This window comes from Serpentinimonas sp. SSL01 (genome assembly GCF_056323735.1).
In genome coordinates, this window is record NZ_CM150487.1 from 714,428 (window position 1) to 734,236 (window position 19,809).

Consider the following 19,809-nt stretch of genomic DNA (forward strand, 5'->3'; position numbering starts at 1 on the left):
AGATGAGCCCGCCTGTGGCGCTGTTTCATGCGTCAGCCGCCAACCCGGCCTCCGACCAAAAATGGTCGAAATCATCGCCCACGCCCCAACCGACGTTCTGCCCCAGCAGGCGCACCCGATCCAGCCGCGCAAGGAATGCCGTTTGTTGCGCCTTTGGCAAGGCCAGCACGTATTTCAGCGCCTGTTCGAACATTCGCACCAGCGAGTCAAAAAAGCCTGCGTCGTCCATGCCGCAACCGGCCAGAAAATCGAACACTTCCTCGCAGTAGAACACCGAGAGTTCGGCCAAGCCCTCGGGCTGGCCCAGCGCCTTTTTGTAGTCGCTGATCCAGCCGCGAGCCGGTGACCACCATCGCCTTGGCGTGACCGCCGATCTTGTGCCGAGTGAAGTGCTGGAAATGCTCGACAATTACCTCGGTCTTCTGGCCGATATTGTGCGGGTGCAGCCGCATGAAACGGGCCAGCGCCTTGGCCGCCTTCTTGCGTTCGACGTTGGGGTCGTCCTCGGCCTTCTTGATCAGCTTGTAGTAGGTCTTGTAAGTGACGTAGCTCTTCAGCACGTCCTCGATAAAGCCTTCCTCGATGGCTTGGCGCATGGTGTAGCGGTGGAAGGGTGCGCCGTTGCGGCCGAAGATCGCCAGCGTCTTGTGCTTGGGCGTTGCGGTGAAAGCGAAGAAGCTCATGTTCGGCTGATGGCCACGCTTGGCCATGGACCGGAACAGACGCTCCAGCTCAATTTCGCCTTCCTCCTCGGCCATCTCCTGTGCTTTGCGACGCAACTGCGCGCCGCCCAGCACTCCCTTGAGCTCGGTCGCCGTCTCGCCCGACTGCGAGCTGTGCGCCTCGTCGATGATCACGGCGTACTTGCGCGCTGGCAGATGACTCTTGCCGCCTTCGCCGCGCTCCTCGCTCAGTTTTGCCAGTTGCCCGGAGACAAACGGAAACTTCTGCAGCGTGGTGATGATGATTGGGACGCCAGCCTCCAACGCCTCGGCGAGCTGGCGCGAATCCTCCTCGATCTTTTGCACCACGCCTTGGCGGTGGTCGAACTGGTAGATGGTGTTTTGCAACTGGCGGTCGAGCACCACGCGGTCGGTGATGACCACCACGCTGTCGAACAACCGCTCGTCGCGTTCGTTGTGCAGGCTGGACAGGCGATGCGCCAACCAAGCGATGGTGTTGCTCTTGCCGCTTCCGGCCGAGTGTTCGACGAGATAGTTATGACCCACGCCCTCGCTGGCCGCAGCCGCCACCATCTGGCGCACTGCCTGCAACTGGTGGTGGCGCGGAAAGATTAGGGTCTCCTTGCGCAGCTTCTTGCCGTCGTCTGCGGTCTTCTCTTGCACATCGAGATGCAGAAAGCGGGCGAGCAGGTCGAGCAGGCTGTCGCGCTCCAGCACCTCTTTCCACACGTAGGCGGTCTTGTAGTTGCGTCCCTCGCGGTCGGGCGGGTTGCCGGCGCCGCCGTCCATGCCGCGGTTGAAGGGCAGGAAATAGGTGGATGAACCGGCCAAGCGCGTGGCCATGTGCGCCTCTTCGGTGTCCACCGCGAAGTGCACCAGCGCCCGCTTGGTAAACACGAAGATCGGTTCACGCGGGTCGCGGTCGTGGCGGTACTGGTGGATGGCGTTGGCGGCGGTCTGGCCGCTGAGCGGGTTCTTGAGTTCCAGCGTCACCACGGGGATGCCATTGACCGACAGCACCACGTCCAGCGATTTTTCCGACCTAGGGCTGTAGTGCAACTGGCGCGTCAGCCCCAGCCGGTTGGCCTGATAGCGGGCTTCCAGTTCAGGGTTCAAGCCGTGGGCGGGACGAAAGAAAGCGATCCGCAGCGTTTTGCCGAAACACTTGAAGCCATGGCGTAGGGTGGCCAGCGCCCCATGGGTGTCCAGCCATTTGCACAGCAATTCCAGCACGCGGGCACCGGTCTGCTCGCCATGCAGCGCCTCCAGCTTTTCCCATACCTTGCCTTGGGTGGCGCGGATGAAGGCCAGTGCCTCGTCGGGGAAGATCGCGCGCTCGCGGTCGAAACCCTTGCCCTCGACCCGCGCGTAGCCCCCGCCCAGCAAGACCGCCTCGATGGCGGTTTCGAACGCGGCTTCGCTGGTGGTCTTCATCGCTCGTTTCCTTTATCAGCGCGGGGTCTTGGTTAAATTTTAAGCCCGAACTTTAACTTGTGAACAGCTTAAGGTAACGCTCGAAGGCATACACCCGGCCTCGCTGCTGGCCGGTAATCTCCACCAGGACGTGCCGCTCGATCAGTGCCTTGATCAGCGTATTGGCCGTGGGAGTGGACACGCCCAGCGCCCGCTCCAAGTCGGCTGCGGCCACGATGGGGCGCCGGTACAGCAGGTTCAGCGCATCCCGGGCCATGGCCGCGCGGCGGCCCATGTCCAGCGCCGCGTGCTCCACTTCGGTGCGCAGCAACAAAATCTGCCTAAAGGTGTCGCGCCCCTTGACCGCGGTCTGCGTCACCCCATTGAGGAAAAACTGCACCCAGTGAATCAGGTCGTTGCTGGTGCGCACCCGCATCAGCGCGTCGTAATAGCTGGCCCGGTTGCGCTCGAAAAAATCCGATAGGTACAGCGACGGCTTGGCTAGCAGCCCGTGGCTGATGAGGTAGAGCGGAATCATCAGGCGCCCGATGCGGCCATTGCCGTCCAGAAAGGGGTGAATGGTCTCGAACTGGTAGTGGCTGATCGCGACGCGCACCAGGTGCGGCACCACCACCGCCTCGTTGTGCCAGAACTTCTCTAGGTCTCCCATCAGTTCGGGCACCGCCTCGTGATGCGGCGGCACGAAGGCCGCGTCGGTCAGCCCGGAGCCGCCGATCCAGTTCTGGCTGGTGCGAAACTCGCCCGGCAGCTTGTGCTCGCCCCGCACCCCGCGCATCAGCGTCGCGTGCGTCTGCTTAAGCAGCCGGTTCGACAGGGGCAGGCGCTGCAATTCGTCGATGGCCAAGTTGACGGCGTCGATGTAGTTGCGCACCTCGCGCCAGTCGTTGCGCTTTTCGGGGCGAATCTGGTCCTCGGGCATCAAGGCCTCGTCGATGGCGGTTTGCGTGCCCTCAATCTTGCTGGAGGTCTGCGCCTCCTTGACCACGTGCATTTCGATAAACAGATCGATGTCGGGAACGATCAGCGAAAACGCGTTCAGCTCCCCCAGCGCCCGGGTGGCCTGCTCCAGCAAGGCGTTGATCGTGGCGTTTTCCCAAGTCCATTCGTGGTTGACCGGCACCGGCTCGAAGCTCTTGTACTGGTAGCGCGGCTGCCAGCGGCCGGCCTTGAAGGTTTCGAACTTCATGCGCGCATCTCCTCCTGCGGGATCTGGCCGGTGACGGCGGCGGTGATGAGGGCGGCGCGGCGTTCCTTGGCGAGCGTGATCGACTCACCAAGTGAGCCGCAAAGCACCTTGCTGCTGCTGATAGCGCGATCAAGGTCTTCCACGATTCGTCGTTGTTCAAGGATTGGCGGGACTACGAGCAAGAGTTCCATAACGTCGTTTTTCGCGATGTTGTTGGCTAATCCCTCGGCACCGCTAATGACCGACTTGATCTGATGTCGCAAATATCGTGCGCCCATGGCGAGGACCAGATAGCGCGGATTGAGTACGTCTTCTCGGACGCGAAAGCGAAAAATTTTGTCTGACAGCATTAACCGTGCCGCTGGTTGACTCGAAACATGAGCAACTGACCCGATCAGATCAACGGAGCCACTGGCCCGCGACATCAGCACGTCTCCCTGACGAACCTCGATTTCCGGGAGCGATTCATTCTCGTCCGGCAAGGCTTTGTTTTCTTGCTCGCGAAATTCGCCGCCATTGACGCATCCCGTCTTGAGGACGCCCCACTCTCCCGGTGCTGCAGGGTAGGAATAGCATTGTGGCGAGGCACCTTGGTCAATGCCACTTGTCGCAAACTTCAACCGCAGCACCTGCCAATGAGCCGGAATTTTTCCCAGCCATTCTTGGCCTGAGGGTTTGAGTGGGGCGTTGGGATCGAGGCCACGGGTGACGACGCGGCTGATGAGGGCGGCCCGCTTTTCTTCCAGCAGCGTTAGCATGCGTTCCTTCTCGGCGATCAGCCCGTCGATGCGGGCGGTTTCGCGGTCGAGGTAGTTGGCGACGGTTACTTGGTTGGCAAGAGAAGGAAGGCAAATGCGCTCTTCATACACGGACTCCCGGTTTAGCCCAGGAACCGCCGCTTCTTGAGACCCCTCGTCCAAGCCCAGCGTCTGGAGACTCCAAAACAGCCACCGCAGATTTTCAGCGGTGAGACGTTCGTCAACGAAAAAGGTTGTATCTGAAGCGAAGCAACCGTCTGGTGCCCAGTTCACCTTTCCATATGAGCCCTTGCGCCCTAAGACGATGGCGGGAATATCGGTGTTTCTCGCACTCGTGGTCGCGTACTGGCCATTCGAACCAAAGACGGCCACACCACCGGCGAACTCTTCATCTTTTGGCAAAGCATCACCGTACCCGAGCCGGCATATGAATTTCACTCGAACAGAGGTGCAGCTCACTCCGTCACCTCCCGCAGCAGCTCAAGAATCCGCTGCTCCACCTCGGCCAGCTCCGCATCGATCTCGTGCAGCGGTCGCGGCGGCTGGTACTGGAAGAACACGCGGTTGAAGTTGATCTCGTAGCCCACCTTGCCGATGCCGCCGTCCTGCTCGTCCAGTGTCTCGCGGTCGATCCAGGCATCGGGCACGTAGGGGCGCACCTCGCGCAGCACGTAGCTGACGATGTCTGCTTTCAGCGGGATGTTCTCGGCATCCTTGAGCGCTGGGTCTGGCTCGTACTCGACGTGTTTGCCCCTGCCGTCGGCGTTCAGGCCCAGCAGGGCATGAAGCCCTTCCTTAGTGATGTCGGCGGGCAGGGTCTGGGCGGGGAACAGGGCGGCGCGGTCCAACGGCTCGATCTTGTGGTGTTTGGCGATCACCGGCGCGGCCTCGGGGTCCACCACGGTGAAGCAGTCGCGCAAAATCCTCTTCTGTGCGCTGCCCTTGGCGCCCTTGGCCCAGCCCTGGACGCCGTCCGGCAGATGTTGGAACACCTTTTGCACCGTGGTCCATGCCCGGTTCCAGTCCAGCAGCGGCTCGGTGCCGAGTGCGTCCTGCACGGCCTGCAAGGCATCGTACAGATCGGGGCAGGTGTTGAGGAAGCGCTCGCGCGCTTCGTCGGTGATCTGGAAGCGCAGCCGCAACGGGCGCAGTACGGTGACGCGGCGGTAGCCGAAATCGGTGTTGTCGAAGACGCGGCTGGTCTGGCTGTGTTCCAGCGCGCCGTGTTCGCGGGTGACGGCGTCGAGCGCAACCTGGTCGAGGTAGCGGCGCTTGTCGCCTAGGCTGCGTTTCATCGGCGTGTAGCGCTCGCGGGCGTCGATGAGCTGGATCTTGCCCTTGCGGTGTGTGGCCTTGCGGTTGGTGACCACCCAGACGAAGGTGCCAATGCCGGTGTTGTAGAACATCTGCTCGGGCAGGGCGACGATGGCCTCGAGCTGGTCGCGTTCGATGATCCAGCGGCGGATCTCGCTCTCACCGCTGCCGGCGCCGCCGGTGAACAGGGGCGAGCCGTTGAAGACGATGGCGGTGCGCGAGCCGGGCTTGTCGCGGTTGCTAGTCTGGTAGTCTTGGAACTTGCTCACCATGTAGAGCAGGAACAGCAGGGCGCCGTCGTTGATGCGCGGCAGCTTGCCGCTGTAGCCGCGGAAGTTGGGCCAGCGGTCGATGACCTTTTTCTCCGCCTTCCAGTCCACGCCAAAGGGCGGGTTGGCCAGCAGATAGTCGAAGCGCTGGTCCGGAAACGGGTCGTCGATGAGGGTGTTGCCCAGCACCACCTAGCCATCCTTGTGGCCTTTGATCAAAAGGTCAGACGCAGCCACGGCGTAGGAGCGCGGGTTGTAGTCCTGCCCGAAGACCTTGACCGTGGCCTGTTCGTTGTGCGCGCGAATCCAGTTTTGCGCCTCGGCCAGCATGCCGCCGGTGCCGCAGGCGGGGTCACAGATGGTGACGATGACGCCGGCCTGCGTGAGCACGCTGGTGTCGGGCTCCAGCAGCAGGTTGACCATGAGCTGGATGACTTCGCGCGGCGTGAAGTGATCGCCCGCCGTTTCGTTGGCGGCTTCGTTGAAGCGCCGGATCAGGTCTTCGAACACCAGACCCATGGTGATGTTGTCAACCTTGTGTGGGTGCAGGTCGATCTCGGCGAACTGCGCCACCACATGGTAGAGGCGGTTGGACTCTTCGAGCTTCTCGATTTCCTTGTCGAACTCGAAGCGCTCGAAGATCTTGCGGATGTTCTCGGAAAAGCCGGCGATGTAGTCGGCCAGATGGCGGCCGATGTGGTCGGGGTCGCCCTTGAGCTTGGCAAAGTCGAGCTGGCTGTGGTTGTGAAAGCCCAGCGGGGTGCCGTCCTCATCCTTGGCTAGGTTGTTGAGGATGGCGTCGATGTTCGGGATGTTCTTGGCCTTGAGCTCGTCGTAGCGCCTGAGCACAGCTTCTTTGCTCGGCGCCAACACGGCATCGAAGCGGCGCAGCACCGTGAGCGGCAGCATCACGCGCTCGTACTGCGGCTGGCGATACGGCCCGCGCAGCAAATCGGCGACGGACCAGATGAAGTTGGCAAGTTGTTGGAAGTTGGCGCTCACGTGTGCGTCCTGTAAGTCGAGCGGTCTGCTTGCGCTGCTATCGCCCACGGCGCGCCGCTGGTGGTCGATAGAACCTTTTGATTCATTGGGCCGGTGCCGGCGGATCGCCCACCCTCTATCGTCCGGCTATCGCCGGTACGGCGCAGGTTGTCCGATAGCGTCTTCATGGCATCGGCCCTGTTTGTTCCCATTTGGCCGCTCGGCCTTTGCCGGTTGGCGTGATCAGCCCTTCGGCTTTCATGGCACGCAAGACGACGCGCACCATGTCGCGGCTGATGCCCGGGCAGGCCTCTTCGGTTTCGGAGATCGAGAACGGCAGGTTTCTCTTGAGGATTTCGGCGCGCACCCGGTCGCCCTTGGCGCCGCACCCACGCTCGATGGCGCCGACACGTTCTTCGAATTCCTTGTAAGCCCTAGTAATCATACCCACAATTGAGGGTAAAGGGGTGCGTCATTGCCCCGATAAATCTGTTTGGCAGCGCTTGACTTCCAACTCGTTCAGGGCCATCAAGACCCTCCTCGCATCCTTGAGCAGCAGCAAGAGTTGCTGCTCGCGCAGCGGGGAGGCGATGAAGCCGAACCGGGTGTAGAAACGCGCCGCTTCTTCATCGATGGGGTGGGTCAGCATGGCCCGAATGCCAGCGTGCTCGGCAATCAGCAGCGTGCGGCGAATCGCATCCTGTAGCAGACTAAAGCCGATGCCTCGCCCCTGATCCGCTACCGAGACAGCGAGCCGCGCCAAGATTACCACTGGCAACGGATACTGTCCCATTCCCTTGCGGATGCGCTCCGGCGCCTCCAGCGTGTCGACTTGCCCCACGGTCAGGCTGAAGTAGCCTGCGACGCGGCCATCGTCCTCAGTCACGACGAAGGTCTTGGCCGAGCCGCTGCCTTGCGCTTGGAGGGCGTAGCGCAACAGCCAGTCGTTCAACGCGGGCTTGCCGCAATCAAAACCTTCCAGCCTATGTGGCGCGGCCAGTGGCTCCGGTGCACGCAACCTCACTTCGCATCCCAAGGCGCCTTGCGGGCAAACAACTCGCGCAGCCCCTCGTTGTCCTGTTCGGGGCGCTCCAGCAGATCCAGCAAGGCCTGATACTGGCTGCCCGAAACCATGAACAAGCGCTGATCAAGCAGCGTCTGTTCTGCGGCCAAACAGGCGCTGTCGAGGATGAAGTCGGTCAACGACTTGTGGGCCACCTCGGCGGCACGGCGCAGCACCACCTCTTGTTCTGGGGTGGCGCGCAGCCCAAGTCGGGCAGAGCGGGCGGAAGGAGGCGATGCAAGGGCAGTCATGGTGGCACCGATTTTGTTGCTTTGATTGCGGTGATGTTAGTACAAGAGACGCACATCGTCAAGTTGTGATGTTGACTGGCAGACTTGGAACCTAAAACGCTGAAAACAGGGCGTTGCGGCAGGTCGCTACCTGCGCCATTCACTGCACAGACGTGTTGACAAAAGCTACACATTGCACCACAGTCCGTATATCTGTTGTGTATGCATGAATAGGGCAAACCAATGCGTGACGCCGCCATCAATCTGCGGGCCCTGCCCGAACAGCGCGATCTGATCGATCACGCCGCCCGTCTGCTCGGCAAGAACCGGTCCGACTTCATGCTCGAAGCGGCCTGCGAGCGCGCTCAGGCCGTGGTGTTGGATCAGGTTTTTTTCCGCCTAGACGCCGACAAGTTCAAGCAGTTCACGGCCATGCTCGACGCGCACCCCGGCCCGAATCCCGGGCTCGAGCGCCTCATGGCCGTCAAGGCACCTTGGGGCACCGGCGCGGCATGAGCTTGCAGCTCGGTGCGCCGCAGCCGCTGGCCACGGCCCATCGCCTAGACGGCTTTGCTTGTGGCGAGGCGGTGCTGGACGAATGGCTCAAACGCCGCGCTCTGGCCAACCAGTTGAGTGGCGCGAGCCGCACTTTTGTCGTGGCCGATCTGCAGCACTGCGTTTTCGGCTACTACGCGCTGGCGGCGGGTGCTGTAGCGCACCAAGCCGCAACCAGCGCCGTGCGCCGCAACATGCCGGACCCGGTTCCGGTGTTGGTTCTCGCCCGACTGGCGGTCGATCACCGTGCACAGGGCCTCAAGCTGGGCGGGGCACTGCTGCAGGATGCAGTGCATCGGGCGGTGACGGTTGCGCACAACGCCGGTGTTCGGGCCCTGCTGGTGCACGCGCTACACGACCGCGCCAAGGCGTTCTACGAGCACTACGGTTTTCAGGCTTCACCGCTCCATCCGCTGACGCTGATGCTGCGCTTGAACGCCGTCAAGGCTTGATCGGGCCGGCAACCAATGCCAAGCGGCACAGGCTGTTCCGCTGCGTTCGCTACCACTAAGCCGACATCTACGGAGGCGGCAAGAATTCTGACATGGGGGGGTAGTCCTGCCTAAAGACCGCGCTCAGGCCGTTGCCCGCGTCTTGCGCCTAGCTTTGGCACCCTCGCTCAGGTGCTGAATCACCACCGGTGGGCGGTTCGGAAACTGCGCCACCAGCTCCAGCTTGCCACCCATGCTTTCCACGTAATGGCGCAGGGTCGACAGCAGCATGTCGCTGCGTTTTTCCAGCCGCGAAATCGTGTCTTGCCCCACGCCCAGCGTGGCCGCCAGTTGCTCTTGCGTCTGCTGGGCCGCCAGACGCAGATCCTTGAGGGTGGCCAACTCCATCGCGCGCGCTTCTATGCGCTGCTGGCGCTCTTGGGGCAGCGCGGCCAGGAGTTCATCGAGTGTTTTTGCCATGTGGGGGCTCCTTGCTTGGCTAGGCCAACGTGCCCAGATGCTCGTCGTAGCGCGTATCGGCTGCGTTGAGCAATCGTTTGTAAAACCGACGCTGGTCTGCGCCGCCCTTGTCGCCACCCACCAGCAGGATGGCTTGTCGTTGTGGGTCAAAGGCAAACGCCACCCGCCAGACCTGACCATTCCAAGAAAAGCGCAACTCTTTCATGTGGCTGTGCCGCGAGCCCTTGAGCGTGTCCACAGTTGGGCGCCCTAGGTTCGGGCCGAATTGCGCCAGCAATCAATATGTATTCAAGACCATATTGTAGAGAAAGCTGGCCACCTTCGCCGAGTTGGCAAGGAAAATTTTACCCATCCAAGCCTGTAGCCGTGCCCGAAGCCGCGCTGCCACCGCGCAACAACCCGCAAGCAGTGCCCGCAGCTGAGCCGAGCCCCCCAAGCCCCCATTGCCACCAAAACCACACTACACCCCCCACCGTACGCAAAATTCAGCGCATGCACCCAACCGAGCCCATGCCCTCATCGAGTGTGGTCAAGGGGTGAGCGCTGCCGGTGACAGGCCACGCCATGCAGCAGCAACGTCTCGTGGTGATCGAGCACGATGCCCATTCCGCCGGAGCGCCGCTTTCTCGTGCAGAGGCGTTTTTCATATTTCAAATCCCGAATGGAGAGCACTTGCCGGCTACAACTCGGCCAGCGTAAGTTATTGATTTGTATAGATCTGGCCTCGCGAACGCTCGCGAGACCTCGGGGGAGAAACGGAGAATTCTCTGTTTCCAGGGCGGTTTTCGGGGGGAAATGAGGGCGTTTTCGGCGCTGGGCGCACTCGAGGCAACACGTGTAAGAGGTTGACCCTATTTGGAAATTATCAAAAAAAATCCCGACCGGAGAGGGGTCGGGATTTGGGTGAGTGGTGGTGGGGTGGAACCCTGCGCCAAACCTATGTAACTCAGCGCCTTAGAACCGCTGCGAACTCCTGCGGAAAGGTGCGGAATCCAGCCCCAACTGCCAGCAATCCTACCAGTTCTGCCCGGCCGGGGTCACCAGCCAAGTGCATCAGACAGGACGCCAGTTCGATTCCCATTTGCGGAATTGAACCCGCGTCCGCATCGACTCACCCGACCTTCGATCAGGCGGTGACGAACCGCTCCCGAAATGCTCGCCGGCCCTGGTCGTAAGGCATAGGGTTGGTGGCGTGGGGGACCGGCGCGCTTCTGTCCCCGATGAGGTAATTGATCCGGTAGGTGCAGTTGCCGGATGGGTGCAGCATGCCGCCAATCACCCGGTCGGGTTTCAGGACCCGCTCCTGGATCAGACGGTCCAGCACCTTCTGGACCTGCGGCCCGAGCCCGACGAACACGGCATCCTTCAGTTCCTCGACCTCCGCCGCGAAGTTCTCCAGCAGGTACTTCCTCAGCAAGGGGTGCTTGGTCATGTCAGGTGAGCCACGGTAATCGTCGCCCTTGACGAACACCGGATAGCGCAGCAGCGAGGTTGTCTGCACCAGGTGGCGCGAAGTGGAGAACAGGTCGGCCGAATCGGTCAGGCCGAGCCACTTGTGAAAGCCCCAATGGTTGAGCTGGTTGATGAGGTTGCTCCGCAACGGCTCACCACTGAACGCGCCGACGCTCTTGGCGGCCTGGATCGCTTCCGCGCTGGACTTGCCGGCCTGAAGCGCGCGCCGCGCCTCGTTGTTGGCATTGACCATCTGGGTGGGGCCCGGTGTGATCCCGACCAGAACGATCCGCGCACTGGGGTTGATGTACTCGAACGGCGCGTAATAAATCTTCACGTCGCCGCTTGCATCCATCAGCAGGCGCGGGTCGCGCACCACCGGAAGCGTCGACCCACAAAGAATCGGCGCGTACTTTTCGATCAAGTTTGTTTTCATTGTTTGATGTGTCCTGGTCTACGGCTGGTCCGCCAGCCTGCTGGAATCAGTCCGAAGCCCACAGCCGATCGTCATCCTGGGTCGCGGCCCAGAAGTCATCGAACAGCGCCAGCTTGGCTTCGTCTTTAGTTGCGTAGGTCTTGGCGCTGAACCGGCTGCCGATCCGGTAGCCCCACCGCTTGAACTTATTCATGTGGACGCCGAGGTTGTGCCCATCGACGTTCAAGAAGCTGTTCCCCTTGGCGGACACCCGCCACTTGCGCTGCAACCATCGGGTCCGGCGTGCTGCTCGGTTGCGCAACTTGGTCTCACGCCGTTTCGGCCCCTCGTAGTCGCCGCTCATCTTCTCGGCGCAGACGCACCCGACGTCGAAGTTCTCGTCCAGATCCGGATGCTCCATGATGTGGACGTAGCGGATCTTCTCGTTGCCGCACATCTGGCAGGTCGCGTAATCGGTTTCGTCCGCCGACTCCCCGTCGGCCCGCAGGTCGACCACGTCCACGCAGTGCCATCCTTTGTGGGGCACGCCCGGCTGGTCCCATCGATTTCCGCTCATGCCAGTTCACTCCATCTCAGTTATCCATTCCGCGAACGCGGCACCCGCGACGCATGAAACCGGTGTGTAATTGAGGGGCGGCGTCCGGCACAGAGGTCGGTTCGTACTTGGTGCTTCGAGCTCGTTTCTCAGTTGGACCCGCGGCCTCACGAGCACCCCGCACTGTCGCCTGGGGACCAGCGCCCCTGAGCACGCACTTCAGACTTCGATGACGTGGGCCGCACGCTGATGTCGCCGCGACTTGGAGGCGATCATGGACGTAATCTACCGCCGTTGCGCGGGACTGGACGTGCACAAGCAGACCGTGGTGGCTTGTGCACGCGTGGCGGGCCAAGGCCCGCTGTTGCAAGAGGTGCGCACCTTTGCCACCACCACCTCGGGGTTGCTGGAGTTGGTGGACTGGCTGGAGTCCTTGCACATCGAGCACGTGGGCATGGAGGCCACGGGGGTGTACTGGAAGCCCGTCTGGCACATCTTGGAGGGGCACTTTGAGCTGGTGCTGGCCAACGCGGCGCACGTCAAGAACGTGCCTGGGCGCAAGACCGACGTCAACGACGCGGTGTGGCTGGCTGACCTGCTGGCGCATGGTTTGATTCGCGCCAGCTTCGTGCCGCCCACCCCAGTGCAGGAGTTGCGCACCCTCACGCGCACGCGCAAGCAGTTCGTGCGCGAGCGCGCTGCGCATGTGCAGCGCATTGAGAACGTGCTCGAAGACGCCAACCTCAAGATCACCAGCGTCATCAGCGACATCTTGGGCCATGGGGGACGTGCGGTGTTGCGGGCCATCATCGCCGGTCACAGCAGCCCCGACTTCTTGGCCGCGCAGATCACCACCCGTGTCAAGGCCAGTCAAGCTGAGTTGCGCGAAGCGCTGCGCGGGCGCATCAGCCCACACCACCGCTTCATGCTCAAGCTGCATTTGGGTCACATCGAGGCCTTGGATCAGGCCATCGCCGAGATCGAACAGGAGGTGAGCCAAGGGCTCGAGCCGTTTCGGCAAGCTGCCCGCTTGCTGAGCACCATACCCGGCGTGAGCGAGGTCAGCGCCAATGTGCTGATTGCCGAAATCGGCATCGACATGTCGCGCTTTGCTTCGCCGGCGCATTTGCTGTCTTGGGCTTGTCTGTGCCCGCGCAGTGACGAGAGCGCCGGCAAGCGGCGCAGCACCCGATTGCGACGAGGCGGCGTCTGGCTCAAGAGCACACTGGTGCAGTCGGCTTGGTCCGCGGTCAGGGTCAATGGCGGCTACTTGCAAGCGCAGTTCCATCGCATCCGCGCCCGCCGGGGCGTCAAGAAAGCGATCATCGCCGTGGCCGCCTCCATGCTCACGGCCGTTTGGCACATGCTGCGCGATGGCACCGAGTGGCACGATCTGGGCGCGGCGCACTTTGACCAAGCCAACACCCAGAAAGTAGCCAACCGCCTGCTCAAACGGCTGCAGAGCATAGGCTACAACGTGCAGATAACGCCGGCTTGAATGAGTCGTGGAGTCTGGTTTCACTTCAGAATCCCGGGTACTTCCGCCAGATCCGCTGGTTCAGCTCTTCGTTGTTGCTGTACTCGCCGATCGCCCAATCCTTGAAGGCGTAGAGGTCTTCCGCCAATTCGGTGATGACGTCGCGCAGTTCCAGTGGCTCCAGCCACTCGGCAGGGATCGCCTTCACGCCGTGCATCGCGCCCAGCAGGTTGCCGACGATCGCTCCGGTCGAGTCGGAGTCACCATCGTGGTTCACGGCCAGGATCACGCCCTGTTTGAAATTGCGGGCGACCAGCGCGCAATAGATGGAGATCGCCAGGGCCTCCTCGGCGATCCAGCCCTGGCCCAGCCGGACAATGGCTTCTTCATGCGGCAAACCGGAATCGGCTAACTCCTCAGCCATCTCGATCGCCCGTAGCGTGTCCTCAAAGCCGGGCTCGGCTCGCAGGAGGCTTTTGGCGGCGGCCAGTGCTTCGCGCAGCGACGCGCCATCGGTCAGCGCCAGGATCAGCGCCGCCAGCACACCACCGGTCAGGGCTCCGGTCGGGTGGCCATGGGTCAGCGCAGCCAACTCGGTACCCAGCCGGAAGGCGTCTTGGGGAGATTCGTACTGACGCAGGCGCCAGGCGAACAGACCGACCGGCGCAACCCGCATGACGCCGCCGCAGCCCTTGCTGTCGTTGCGGGCCGGCTCCCCGAGGGAGTTCATCGCCCGCAGGGCCGATAGGCAGGTGTTGCCCGGTGCGCGACGGCTGTGCAGCTGACGCTGCTGAAACAGCCACCCAGGCTCATCGGTACCGAAGTTGATGTCGCATGTCGGGCTTTCGCCTTGGGTTTGCAGCCAGCGCAAATAGGCGTGCGCCGTTACCCCGGAATAGGTCGTGATGCCTTTGAAGCAGCCGCGCACCCAACCTCGGATCAACCCCTCGGCGGTGAACAAGGTCATCTGCGTGTCGTCGGTGATCGTCCCCATGCCGCCATAAGCCGGTGCGTACTGGGTGATTCCCTTCGGGCCGAAGCGACGCAGAATCTCGGCTCGCTTCATGAACTCAACCGGTGCGCCCAGCGCATCGCCGACTGCGCCACCGAGTAGGCAGCCCAGAAAACGCCCCTGGACCGTGCGCTTTTGCTGGCGCTTACTGCGCCAGGCAGGTGGTGCCGGTGTCTCGGTTCGTTCCGCCGCGCCCGTATCGGCAACAGGCTCCTCGTCCTCATTGCCGGACCGGGTGTAGTAGACGCCCAGCTCTGCTACTACGCGGGCGGCGGGCCGGGCGACGAGGTCCAGCTGCTTACGCCACTCAGGCACATCGGAGCCGTCCCAACTGATGCCCAAGCCTTTCTCCCAGTAGGACAGATAGGCCTCGCCCCGGTCGGCGGCGTAGTAGTTGCCGTTGCCGGCTGAGCAGTCGAGCGCGTACTCCCAGTTGTTCTCGCGCATGCAGACTCCGTGCTCAGGGTGAGGCACTTGCCCCAGCCCGATCAGGTATTCCGCGCTCTTGGCGTCCAACGGGCGAAACACGGCCACCCGCAAGCGTCCGTCGTCCCGGGCGGTGATGGCAGCGATCAGAGCACCGCCACGTTGGATGGTGACCAGTTTGCCGCCGAGGTCCACGGGCCCGACCTCGAGCCACCAGTGGTCCCCAGCCGCTGAAATGACATCGCGGGCATCGTCGGGCGCCAACAGCTCGGCAAGCCGATCCATTGCGGGTTCGACCTGCTGCCATTCGGCGTCACCATCCCGGCTACGCTGCTGCAGGCCGTGCAGCATCACGGCCAGCGGCAGGTCCCCGTTGTCTAGCACGGCCGACTTCAGATCGGCTGCTGGGATGGGGTACGGGATGTCCGGCAACCCGTACCGCGCCAGCGTCTCTGGCTTGAGGTGAAGCTCTGCGAAATTCTGCATGGCGCCCGTACCGATCCTTTTATCGCTGCGTCGCTTGTAGTTATCACAATACGACGCACACACAAATTAAAATAGAGTTATGGACAGATTCTAGGGCAGACCATATACTTTCCGCAATAACCCGTACAAGCATTCGCTAACCCGAACGAGCCAGCCAGGATGTCGAACGAACAGCTTGCAGATCTAACCCAGCCACAACGCGACCGGCTCGCGTTCGTGGAGTTGCGCGTGCGCTTCATCGGGGAGATACGCCGTCAGGACTTGGTCACGCGGTTTGGCATCCAGTCCGCCGCCGCATCCAGGGATCTGGCGCTGTACAAGGACTTGGCGCCCGGCAACATCGACTACGACCCAAAGGGCAAGACCTACATCCTGGGGCCGGACTTCCGGCCCGTCTTCGACTTTCCACCGGAGCGGGTGCTGTCGTGGCTGACCCAGGGCTTTGGCGATGGTGAGCCGATGCGTCTCAAGGCGTGGGTGGCCAGCGAGAGCCCGTCACGGCTCACGCATCCGGATCTGGATGTGCTGGCGAGCGTGACCCGTGCGATTCACCAGGAGTGTCCGCTCGGTATTGAGTACCACTCCATCTCCAGTGGCCGCACCGAGCGGGAGATCGTCCCGTTCGCGCTGATCGACAACGGCCTGCGCTGGCACGTCCGCGCCTTCGACCGGAAATCCCAAGAGTTCCGGGATTTCGTCATCACGCGGATCAAGCGCCCGTTCCTTATGAGGGATGCAGATGTGCAGCCCCATGAGCGCAGTGATCAGGACATCCAATGGACCCGGATCGTGGAGCTGGAGATGGTGCCGCACCCGGACCAGCCCCGCCCTGAAATTACGGAGATGGATTACGGCATGGTTCGCGGGTCACTGCGGATGAAGCTGCGTGCTGCCACCGCCGGATACATCTTGCGGCAGTGGAGTGTGGACTGCTCTCCGGACCACAGTCTGCGCGGTTATGAATTCAGGCTCTGGCTGAAAGATCACCTGGCGCTGTACGGCGTCAAGAACGCTGTGTTGGCGCCGGGGTACCGCTCGCCCGACCAAAACAAGGGAGAGCAATAACGTGGCCTACGACCCAAAACGCGCGCCGGAACTTCTCCGCATCGGCTCCGGACGCGCCGATGCCACTTTCCGCGACGGCCAAGAAGATGCCATTCGTCACATCGTCGAAGGCAAAGGGCGCTTGCTGGTCGTGCAGAAAACCGGGTGGGGTAAGAGCTTTGTCTACTTCATCGCGACCAAGTTGCTGCGGGAAGCTGGAGCCGGCCCGGCGTTATTGATCTCGCCGCTGCTGGCGCTGATGCGAAACCAGATCGCAGCGGCAGAACGGATGGGGGTTCGCGCCGCCACCATCAACTCCGATAACCAGGATGAATGGAAATCGGTTGAAGCCAAGCTGCGTCGAAACGAAGTAGACATTCTGCTGATAGCGCCAGAAAAGCTGGGTAACGACTGGTTTAACACAGAGGTTCTAGCTGGTATCGCAGGGCAGATTTCGCTGATGGTTATCGATGAGGCCCATTGCATTTCCGATTGGGGTCACGACTTCCGTCCTCACTACCGACTGCTGGAACGTATCGCCAGAACGCTTCCAGCCAATCTGCGGCTGCTGGCCACAACAGCAACAGCAAACGATCGCGTTATGGAAGACCTTGTGGCTGTGCTCGGCCCCAACATGAAGGTGCTGCGCGGTGACCTGAATCGAAGTTCTCTGACGCTGCAAACGATGCGTTTACCCAGTCAGGCTGTCCGTCTGGCATGGATCGCGCAGCAACTCAGTTCACTTCCAGGGCACGGCATCATTTACACACTCACTATCCGAGATGCCAATCAACTAGCGGATTGGCTCAAGGCCCAGGGCTTTGCTGTAGAGGCCTATACAGGTAAGACAGGTGATCGGCGTGAGGAGCTAGAGCAGGCTCTGCAGGAGAACAAGGTTAAGGCACTTGTAGCGACCACCGCATTGGGTATGGGCTACGACAAGCCGGATCTGGCATTCGTTATCCATTTTCAGATGCCAGGCTCAGTTGTCGCCTATTACCAGCAAGTAGGGCGCGCAGGAAGAGCGCTGGAATCTGCATATGGCGTGCTCTTGAGCGGAGATGAAGAAGAAGGAATTACCGACTGGTTTATCCGTAGCGCGTTCCCAACTCGCCAAGAGGTAGACGATGTCCTGGGGGCTCTTAATGAGGCACCGGAAGGACTTTCAATACCTGACCTCATGACCTGCGTGAACATGAGCAAAGGTCGCATCGAGAAGACTATCACTGCACTGTCTCTCGAATCTCCAGCGCCGATCGCCAAGCAAGGTACGAAGTGGCAGCTTACTGCAGCCGAGCTAGGAGACGAATTCTGGGCGCGAGCAGACCGGCTCACCAAATTGAGGCGTGCCGAGCTCCAGCAAATGCAGGAATACGTCTCTCGGCCTTTCGGGCAGCACATGGGCTTTCTGATTGATGCGCTTGATGGCGATTCAAGCACCGTCAGCCCACCGTCGTTGCCGCCGCTGTCAGAAGACGTAGATCAGTTGCTGGTTCGGGAAGCCGAGGAATTTCTTTGTCGCACAAGTCTGCCCATCGAGCCTCGCAAAAAATGGCCCGTGGGGGGAATGCCGCAGTACGGAATTCACACCGCATCCACCATTCCCTATCAAGCGCAGCCAGGCAAAGCCCTCTGCGTCTGGGGTGATGCCGGTTGGGGTGGCTTGGTTCGACAGGGCAAATACCACGACGGCCACTTTTCCGATGACCTCGTTGCTGCGTGCGTGAAGATGATTCAAGAGTGGAATCCGCAGCCGAGCCCGACCTGGGTGACCTGCGTTCCTTCGCTTCGGCATCCCGAATTGGTACCGAATTTTGCGCAACGCTTGGCTGCTGCGCTGGGTCTGCCGTTTCATATGGTCATCGAAAAAACAGACGCAAGGCCCGAACAGAAAACGATGGCAAACAGTACACAACAGGCGCGCAACATTGATGGTTCGCTCGCACTCAACGGCCAGCCCATTCCTCCCGGCCCGGTCCTCCTGGTTGATGACATGGTCGACTCGCGCTGGACGCTGACGGTGTCTGCATGGCTGCTGCGCAAAAGCGGTAGTGGCGCGGTTTGGCCTATGGCCCTTTCACAAACGGGGCACGACGAATGACGCCAGTCCTCTCTCCCAACACCCAGGCGATCCTGCTGCTGACGGCGCCGCTCATTGCCGGACGAGGCACTGCGTCATCGGATCTTATCTCGCCTGGTGAATACAAACGTCTTGCGCGCCATTTGCGCGAGATCCAGCGTCAGCCAGCGGATCTACTCTCGCCGGACGCAGCTGAGATCTTGCGCGCGTGCCAGCCGGTGATTGACGAGGGCCGCCTGCAGAAATTGCTGGGGCGCGGATTCCTGCTGAGCCAAGTGATCGAGCGCTGGCAAGCGCGCGCCATTTGGGTGGTCAGTCGCGCCGACGCCGAGTATCCGCGTCGCCTGAAGACCCGCCTTCGTGAAGATGCGCCGGCAGTGCTCTACGGCTGTGGCGACATGGCTTTGCTCGAAACCGGTGGGCTTGCCGTCGTTGGATCGCGCCATGTGGACGACGCCCTCATCGACTACACAATGGCAGTTGGCCGGCTCGCTGCTCGGGCAGGTAAAACGCTTGTCTCCGGTGGCGCCAAGGGCATCGATCAGGCCGCCATGCGTGGCGCGCTGGAGGGGGGTGGAAGAGTTTGTGGCGTGCTGGCGGACAGTCTGGAAAAGACCACCATGAACCGCGAGCACCGCAATCTGCTGCTCGATGGGCAGCTGGTCCTAATTTCGCCCTACGACCCGAGTGCCGGGTTCAATGTGGGCAACGCCATGCAGCGGAACAAGTTGATTTATGCATTGGCAGACACCTCGCTGGTGGTCAGCTCCGATCTCAACAAGGGCGGCACCTGGGCGGGTGCTGTCGAGCAGCTCGACAAACTCAAGTTTGTCCCGGTCTTCATTCGATCGACGGGCGAGTCTTCCGCCGGATTGGATGGTTTACGAAAGAAAGGCGCACTTCCCTGGCCTAACCCGCAAGACGTGGATTCGTTCGAGGATGTGTTCAACGTGGCGATGCCAACGCCGACGGCATCCCCACAGGTTGGTTTTGCGCTGTTTTCAAACGAAGAGCCAACGTCGGCTGACGCCAAGCCAACGGCGCCCGTGCCACCCGACGCCGCGCCATTGCCTCAGGCCGCGAGCGAGCCATCGGCACCGGTCGACGTTGTTTCCGATGCGCAGCCACCCGCTGAGGCATTGGAAGAACTGCCGCCAGTCACGCCAGAGGCGGTGGCGCCGCTAGACGAGGCCAAGGAACCTGCGCAGCCGGAATCGACCCCTGCCGAAGTGCTCTTCGCTGCCGTGCGCGCAGCGATTCAGCAACTCTTGAGTGCGCCGATGAAGGACGCCGAAGTGGCAGCCGCGCTGGACGTTTCCAACGCGCAGGCCAAGGCATGGTTGCAGCGTCTGGTCGACGAAGGCGTACTAGAAAAACAGAAGAAGCCTGCGGGCTACATCGTCAAGCAAAAGCGGCTGTTCGAGTAACCGATGAAGACCAAACAAGAACACAAGTCGCAGTGCGACGGCATCGATAT

The 19,809-nt window shown here is 61.7% G+C and carries 17 protein-coding genes and 2 pseudogenes; 6 read left to right on the plus strand and 13 right to left on the minus strand.

The features are described from left to right. Positions 1-25 precede the first annotated feature (25 nt). From ACVMK0_RS03505 to ACVMK0_RS03540, 8 genes and pseudogenes are all read right to left on the minus strand, one after another. Complete coding sequence (locus tag ACVMK0_RS03505) at positions 26-289, minus strand: hypothetical protein (protein WP_476464317.1); 264 nt, start codon at positions 287-289, stop codon at positions 26-28. Next, a complete protein-coding gene (locus tag ACVMK0_RS03510; protein ID WP_476464318.1) occupies positions 207-2,117 on the minus strand; it encodes a type I restriction endonuclease subunit R in 1,911 nt (636 codons plus the stop codon). The genes ACVMK0_RS03505 and ACVMK0_RS03510 overlap by 83 nt, the downstream gene beginning before the upstream one ends. Positions 2,118-2,169: 52 nt before the next feature. Next, on the minus strand, positions 2,170-3,303 hold the full coding sequence (locus ACVMK0_RS03515; RefSeq protein WP_045534986.1) for a Fic family protein: 1,134 nt from the start codon (positions 3,301-3,303) through the stop codon (positions 2,170-2,172). Further along, complete coding sequence (locus ACVMK0_RS03520; RefSeq protein WP_476464319.1) at positions 3,300-4,520, minus strand: restriction endonuclease subunit S; 1,221 nt, start codon at positions 4,518-4,520, stop codon at positions 3,300-3,302. Before ACVMK0_RS03520 ends, ACVMK0_RS03515 begins: the two co-directional genes overlap by 4 nt. Further along, positions 4,517-6,694 (minus strand): annotated as a pseudogene (locus ACVMK0_RS03525) (type I restriction-modification system subunit M). The gene ACVMK0_RS03520 and the pseudogene ACVMK0_RS03525 overlap by 4 nt, the downstream one beginning before the upstream one ends. Before the next feature lie 115 nt (positions 6,695-6,809). Beyond that, positions 6,810-7,073, minus strand: a pseudogene (locus ACVMK0_RS03530) (Fic family protein); the annotation flags it as partial. Positions 7,074-7,097: 24 nt separating this feature from the next. Next, positions 7,098-7,577, minus strand: coding sequence for a GNAT family N-acetyltransferase (locus ACVMK0_RS03535; RefSeq protein ID WP_476464320.1), 480 nt, complete (start codon positions 7,575-7,577; stop codon positions 7,098-7,100). 68 nt (positions 7,578-7,645) lie between these two features. After that, positions 7,646-7,939 (minus strand): type II toxin-antitoxin system TacA family antitoxin, encoded by a 294-nt coding sequence (locus ACVMK0_RS03540; protein WP_250961175.1) that lies wholly within the window; start codon positions 7,937-7,939, stop codon positions 7,646-7,648. A 222-nt stretch (positions 7,940-8,161) separates the two neighbouring features. Between ACVMK0_RS03540 and ACVMK0_RS03545 the strand changes: the two genes are divergently transcribed. Continuing rightward, positions 8,162-8,434 (plus strand): type II toxin-antitoxin system TacA family antitoxin, encoded by a 273-nt coding sequence (locus ACVMK0_RS03545; protein WP_476464321.1) that lies wholly within the window; start codon positions 8,162-8,164, stop codon positions 8,432-8,434. Continuing rightward, a complete protein-coding gene (locus ACVMK0_RS03550) occupies positions 8,431-8,925 on the plus strand; it encodes a GNAT family N-acetyltransferase (protein WP_250961177.1) in 495 nt (164 codons plus the stop codon). Before ACVMK0_RS03545 ends, ACVMK0_RS03550 begins: the two co-directional genes overlap by 4 nt. A gap of 123 nt (positions 8,926-9,048) precedes the next feature. On the opposite strand, the gene ACVMK0_RS03555 is transcribed toward ACVMK0_RS03550, so the two are convergent. The 4 genes from ACVMK0_RS03555 to ACVMK0_RS03570 all read right to left on the minus strand — a co-directional run bounded on the left by ACVMK0_RS03555 (position 9,049) and on the right by ACVMK0_RS03570 (position 11,774). Further along, positions 9,049-9,384, minus strand: coding sequence for a helix-turn-helix domain-containing protein (locus tag ACVMK0_RS03555; protein WP_250961178.1), 336 nt, complete (start codon positions 9,382-9,384; stop codon positions 9,049-9,051). Between the two features lie 19 nt (positions 9,385-9,403). After that, complete coding sequence (locus ACVMK0_RS03560; protein ID WP_476464645.1) at positions 9,404-9,622, minus strand: type II toxin-antitoxin system RelE/ParE family toxin; 219 nt, start codon at positions 9,620-9,622, stop codon at positions 9,404-9,406. An 888-nt stretch (positions 9,623-10,510) separates the two neighbouring features. Continuing rightward, a complete protein-coding gene (locus ACVMK0_RS03565) occupies positions 10,511-11,260 on the minus strand; it encodes a hypothetical protein (RefSeq protein ID WP_476464322.1) in 750 nt (249 codons plus the stop codon). Between the two features lie 58 nt (positions 11,261-11,318). Further along, positions 11,319-11,774 carry a hypothetical protein gene (locus ACVMK0_RS03570; protein WP_476464323.1) on the minus strand — a complete coding sequence of 152 codons (456 nt, stop codon included), beginning with the start codon at positions 11,772-11,774 and terminating at the stop codon, positions 11,319-11,321. Between the two features lie 307 nt (positions 11,775-12,081). Here ACVMK0_RS03570 and ACVMK0_RS03575 point away from each other — a divergent pair, with 307 nt between their 5' ends. Beyond that, entirely contained in the window at positions 12,082-13,305 is a 1,224-nt protein-coding gene (locus tag ACVMK0_RS03575; protein WP_476463501.1) for an IS110 family RNA-guided transposase, read from the plus strand. Between the two features lie 25 nt (positions 13,306-13,330). Here ACVMK0_RS03575 and ACVMK0_RS03580 read toward each other — a convergent pair whose 3' ends face one another. Next, positions 13,331-15,208: an ADP-ribosylglycohydrolase family protein gene (locus ACVMK0_RS03580; protein WP_476464324.1), complete on the minus strand. Its 1,878-nt coding sequence runs from the start codon at positions 15,206-15,208 to the stop codon at positions 13,331-13,333. Between the two features lie 159 nt (positions 15,209-15,367). On the opposite strand from ACVMK0_RS03580, the gene ACVMK0_RS03585 reads away from it, so the two are divergent. The 3 genes from ACVMK0_RS03585 to ACVMK0_RS03595 are packed head-to-tail and all read left to right on the plus strand — an operon-like array spanning position 15,368 to position 19,759. Then, positions 15,368-16,273, plus strand: coding sequence for a helix-turn-helix transcriptional regulator (locus tag ACVMK0_RS03585; RefSeq protein ID WP_476464325.1), 906 nt, complete (start codon positions 15,368-15,370; stop codon positions 16,271-16,273). A 1-nt stretch (position 16,274) separates the two neighbouring features. Next, the gene (locus ACVMK0_RS03590) at positions 16,275-18,353 is read left to right on the plus strand and encodes a RecQ family ATP-dependent DNA helicase (RefSeq protein WP_476464326.1); all 2,079 of its coding nucleotides are present in this window, start codon (positions 16,275-16,277) and stop codon (positions 18,351-18,353) included. Beyond that, complete coding sequence (locus ACVMK0_RS03595; RefSeq protein ID WP_476464327.1) at positions 18,350-19,759, plus strand: DNA-processing protein DprA; 1,410 nt, start codon at positions 18,350-18,352, stop codon at positions 19,757-19,759. Before ACVMK0_RS03590 ends, ACVMK0_RS03595 begins: the two co-directional genes overlap by 4 nt. Positions 19,760-19,809 lie beyond the last annotated feature (50 nt).

Excerpts from the sequence above, each read along its gene's own strand:
- ACVMK0_RS03510 (WP_476464318.1), bottom strand. The coding sequence starts at position 2,117 with ATGAAGACCACCAGCGAAGCCGCGTTCGAAACCGCCATCGAGGCGGTC.
- ACVMK0_RS03515 (WP_045534986.1), bottom strand. The coding sequence starts at position 3,303 with ATGAAGTTCGAAACCTTCAAGGCCGGCCGCTGGCAGCCGCGCTACCAG.
- ACVMK0_RS03540 (WP_250961175.1), bottom strand. The coding sequence starts at position 7,939 with ATGACTGCCCTTGCATCGCCTCCTTCCGCCCGCTCTGCCCGACTTGGG.
- ACVMK0_RS03545 (WP_476464321.1), top strand. The coding sequence starts at position 8,162 with ATGCGTGACGCCGCCATCAATCTGCGGGCCCTGCCCGAACAGCGCGAT.
- ACVMK0_RS03550 (WP_250961177.1), top strand. The coding sequence starts at position 8,431 with ATGAGCTTGCAGCTCGGTGCGCCGCAGCCGCTGGCCACGGCCCATCGC.
- ACVMK0_RS03555 (WP_250961178.1), bottom strand. The coding sequence starts at position 9,384 with ATGGCAAAAACACTCGATGAACTCCTGGCCGCGCTGCCCCAAGAGCGC.
- ACVMK0_RS03575 (WP_476463501.1), top strand. The coding sequence starts at position 12,082 with ATGGACGTAATCTACCGCCGTTGCGCGGGACTGGACGTGCACAAGCAG.
- ACVMK0_RS03580 (WP_476464324.1), bottom strand. The coding sequence starts at position 15,208 with ATGCAGAATTTCGCAGAGCTTCACCTCAAGCCAGAGACGCTGGCGCGG.
- ACVMK0_RS03585 (WP_476464325.1), top strand. The coding sequence starts at position 15,368 with ATGTCGAACGAACAGCTTGCAGATCTAACCCAGCCACAACGCGACCGG.
- ACVMK0_RS03595 (WP_476464327.1), top strand. The coding sequence starts at position 18,350 with ATGACGCCAGTCCTCTCTCCCAACACCCAGGCGATCCTGCTGCTGACG.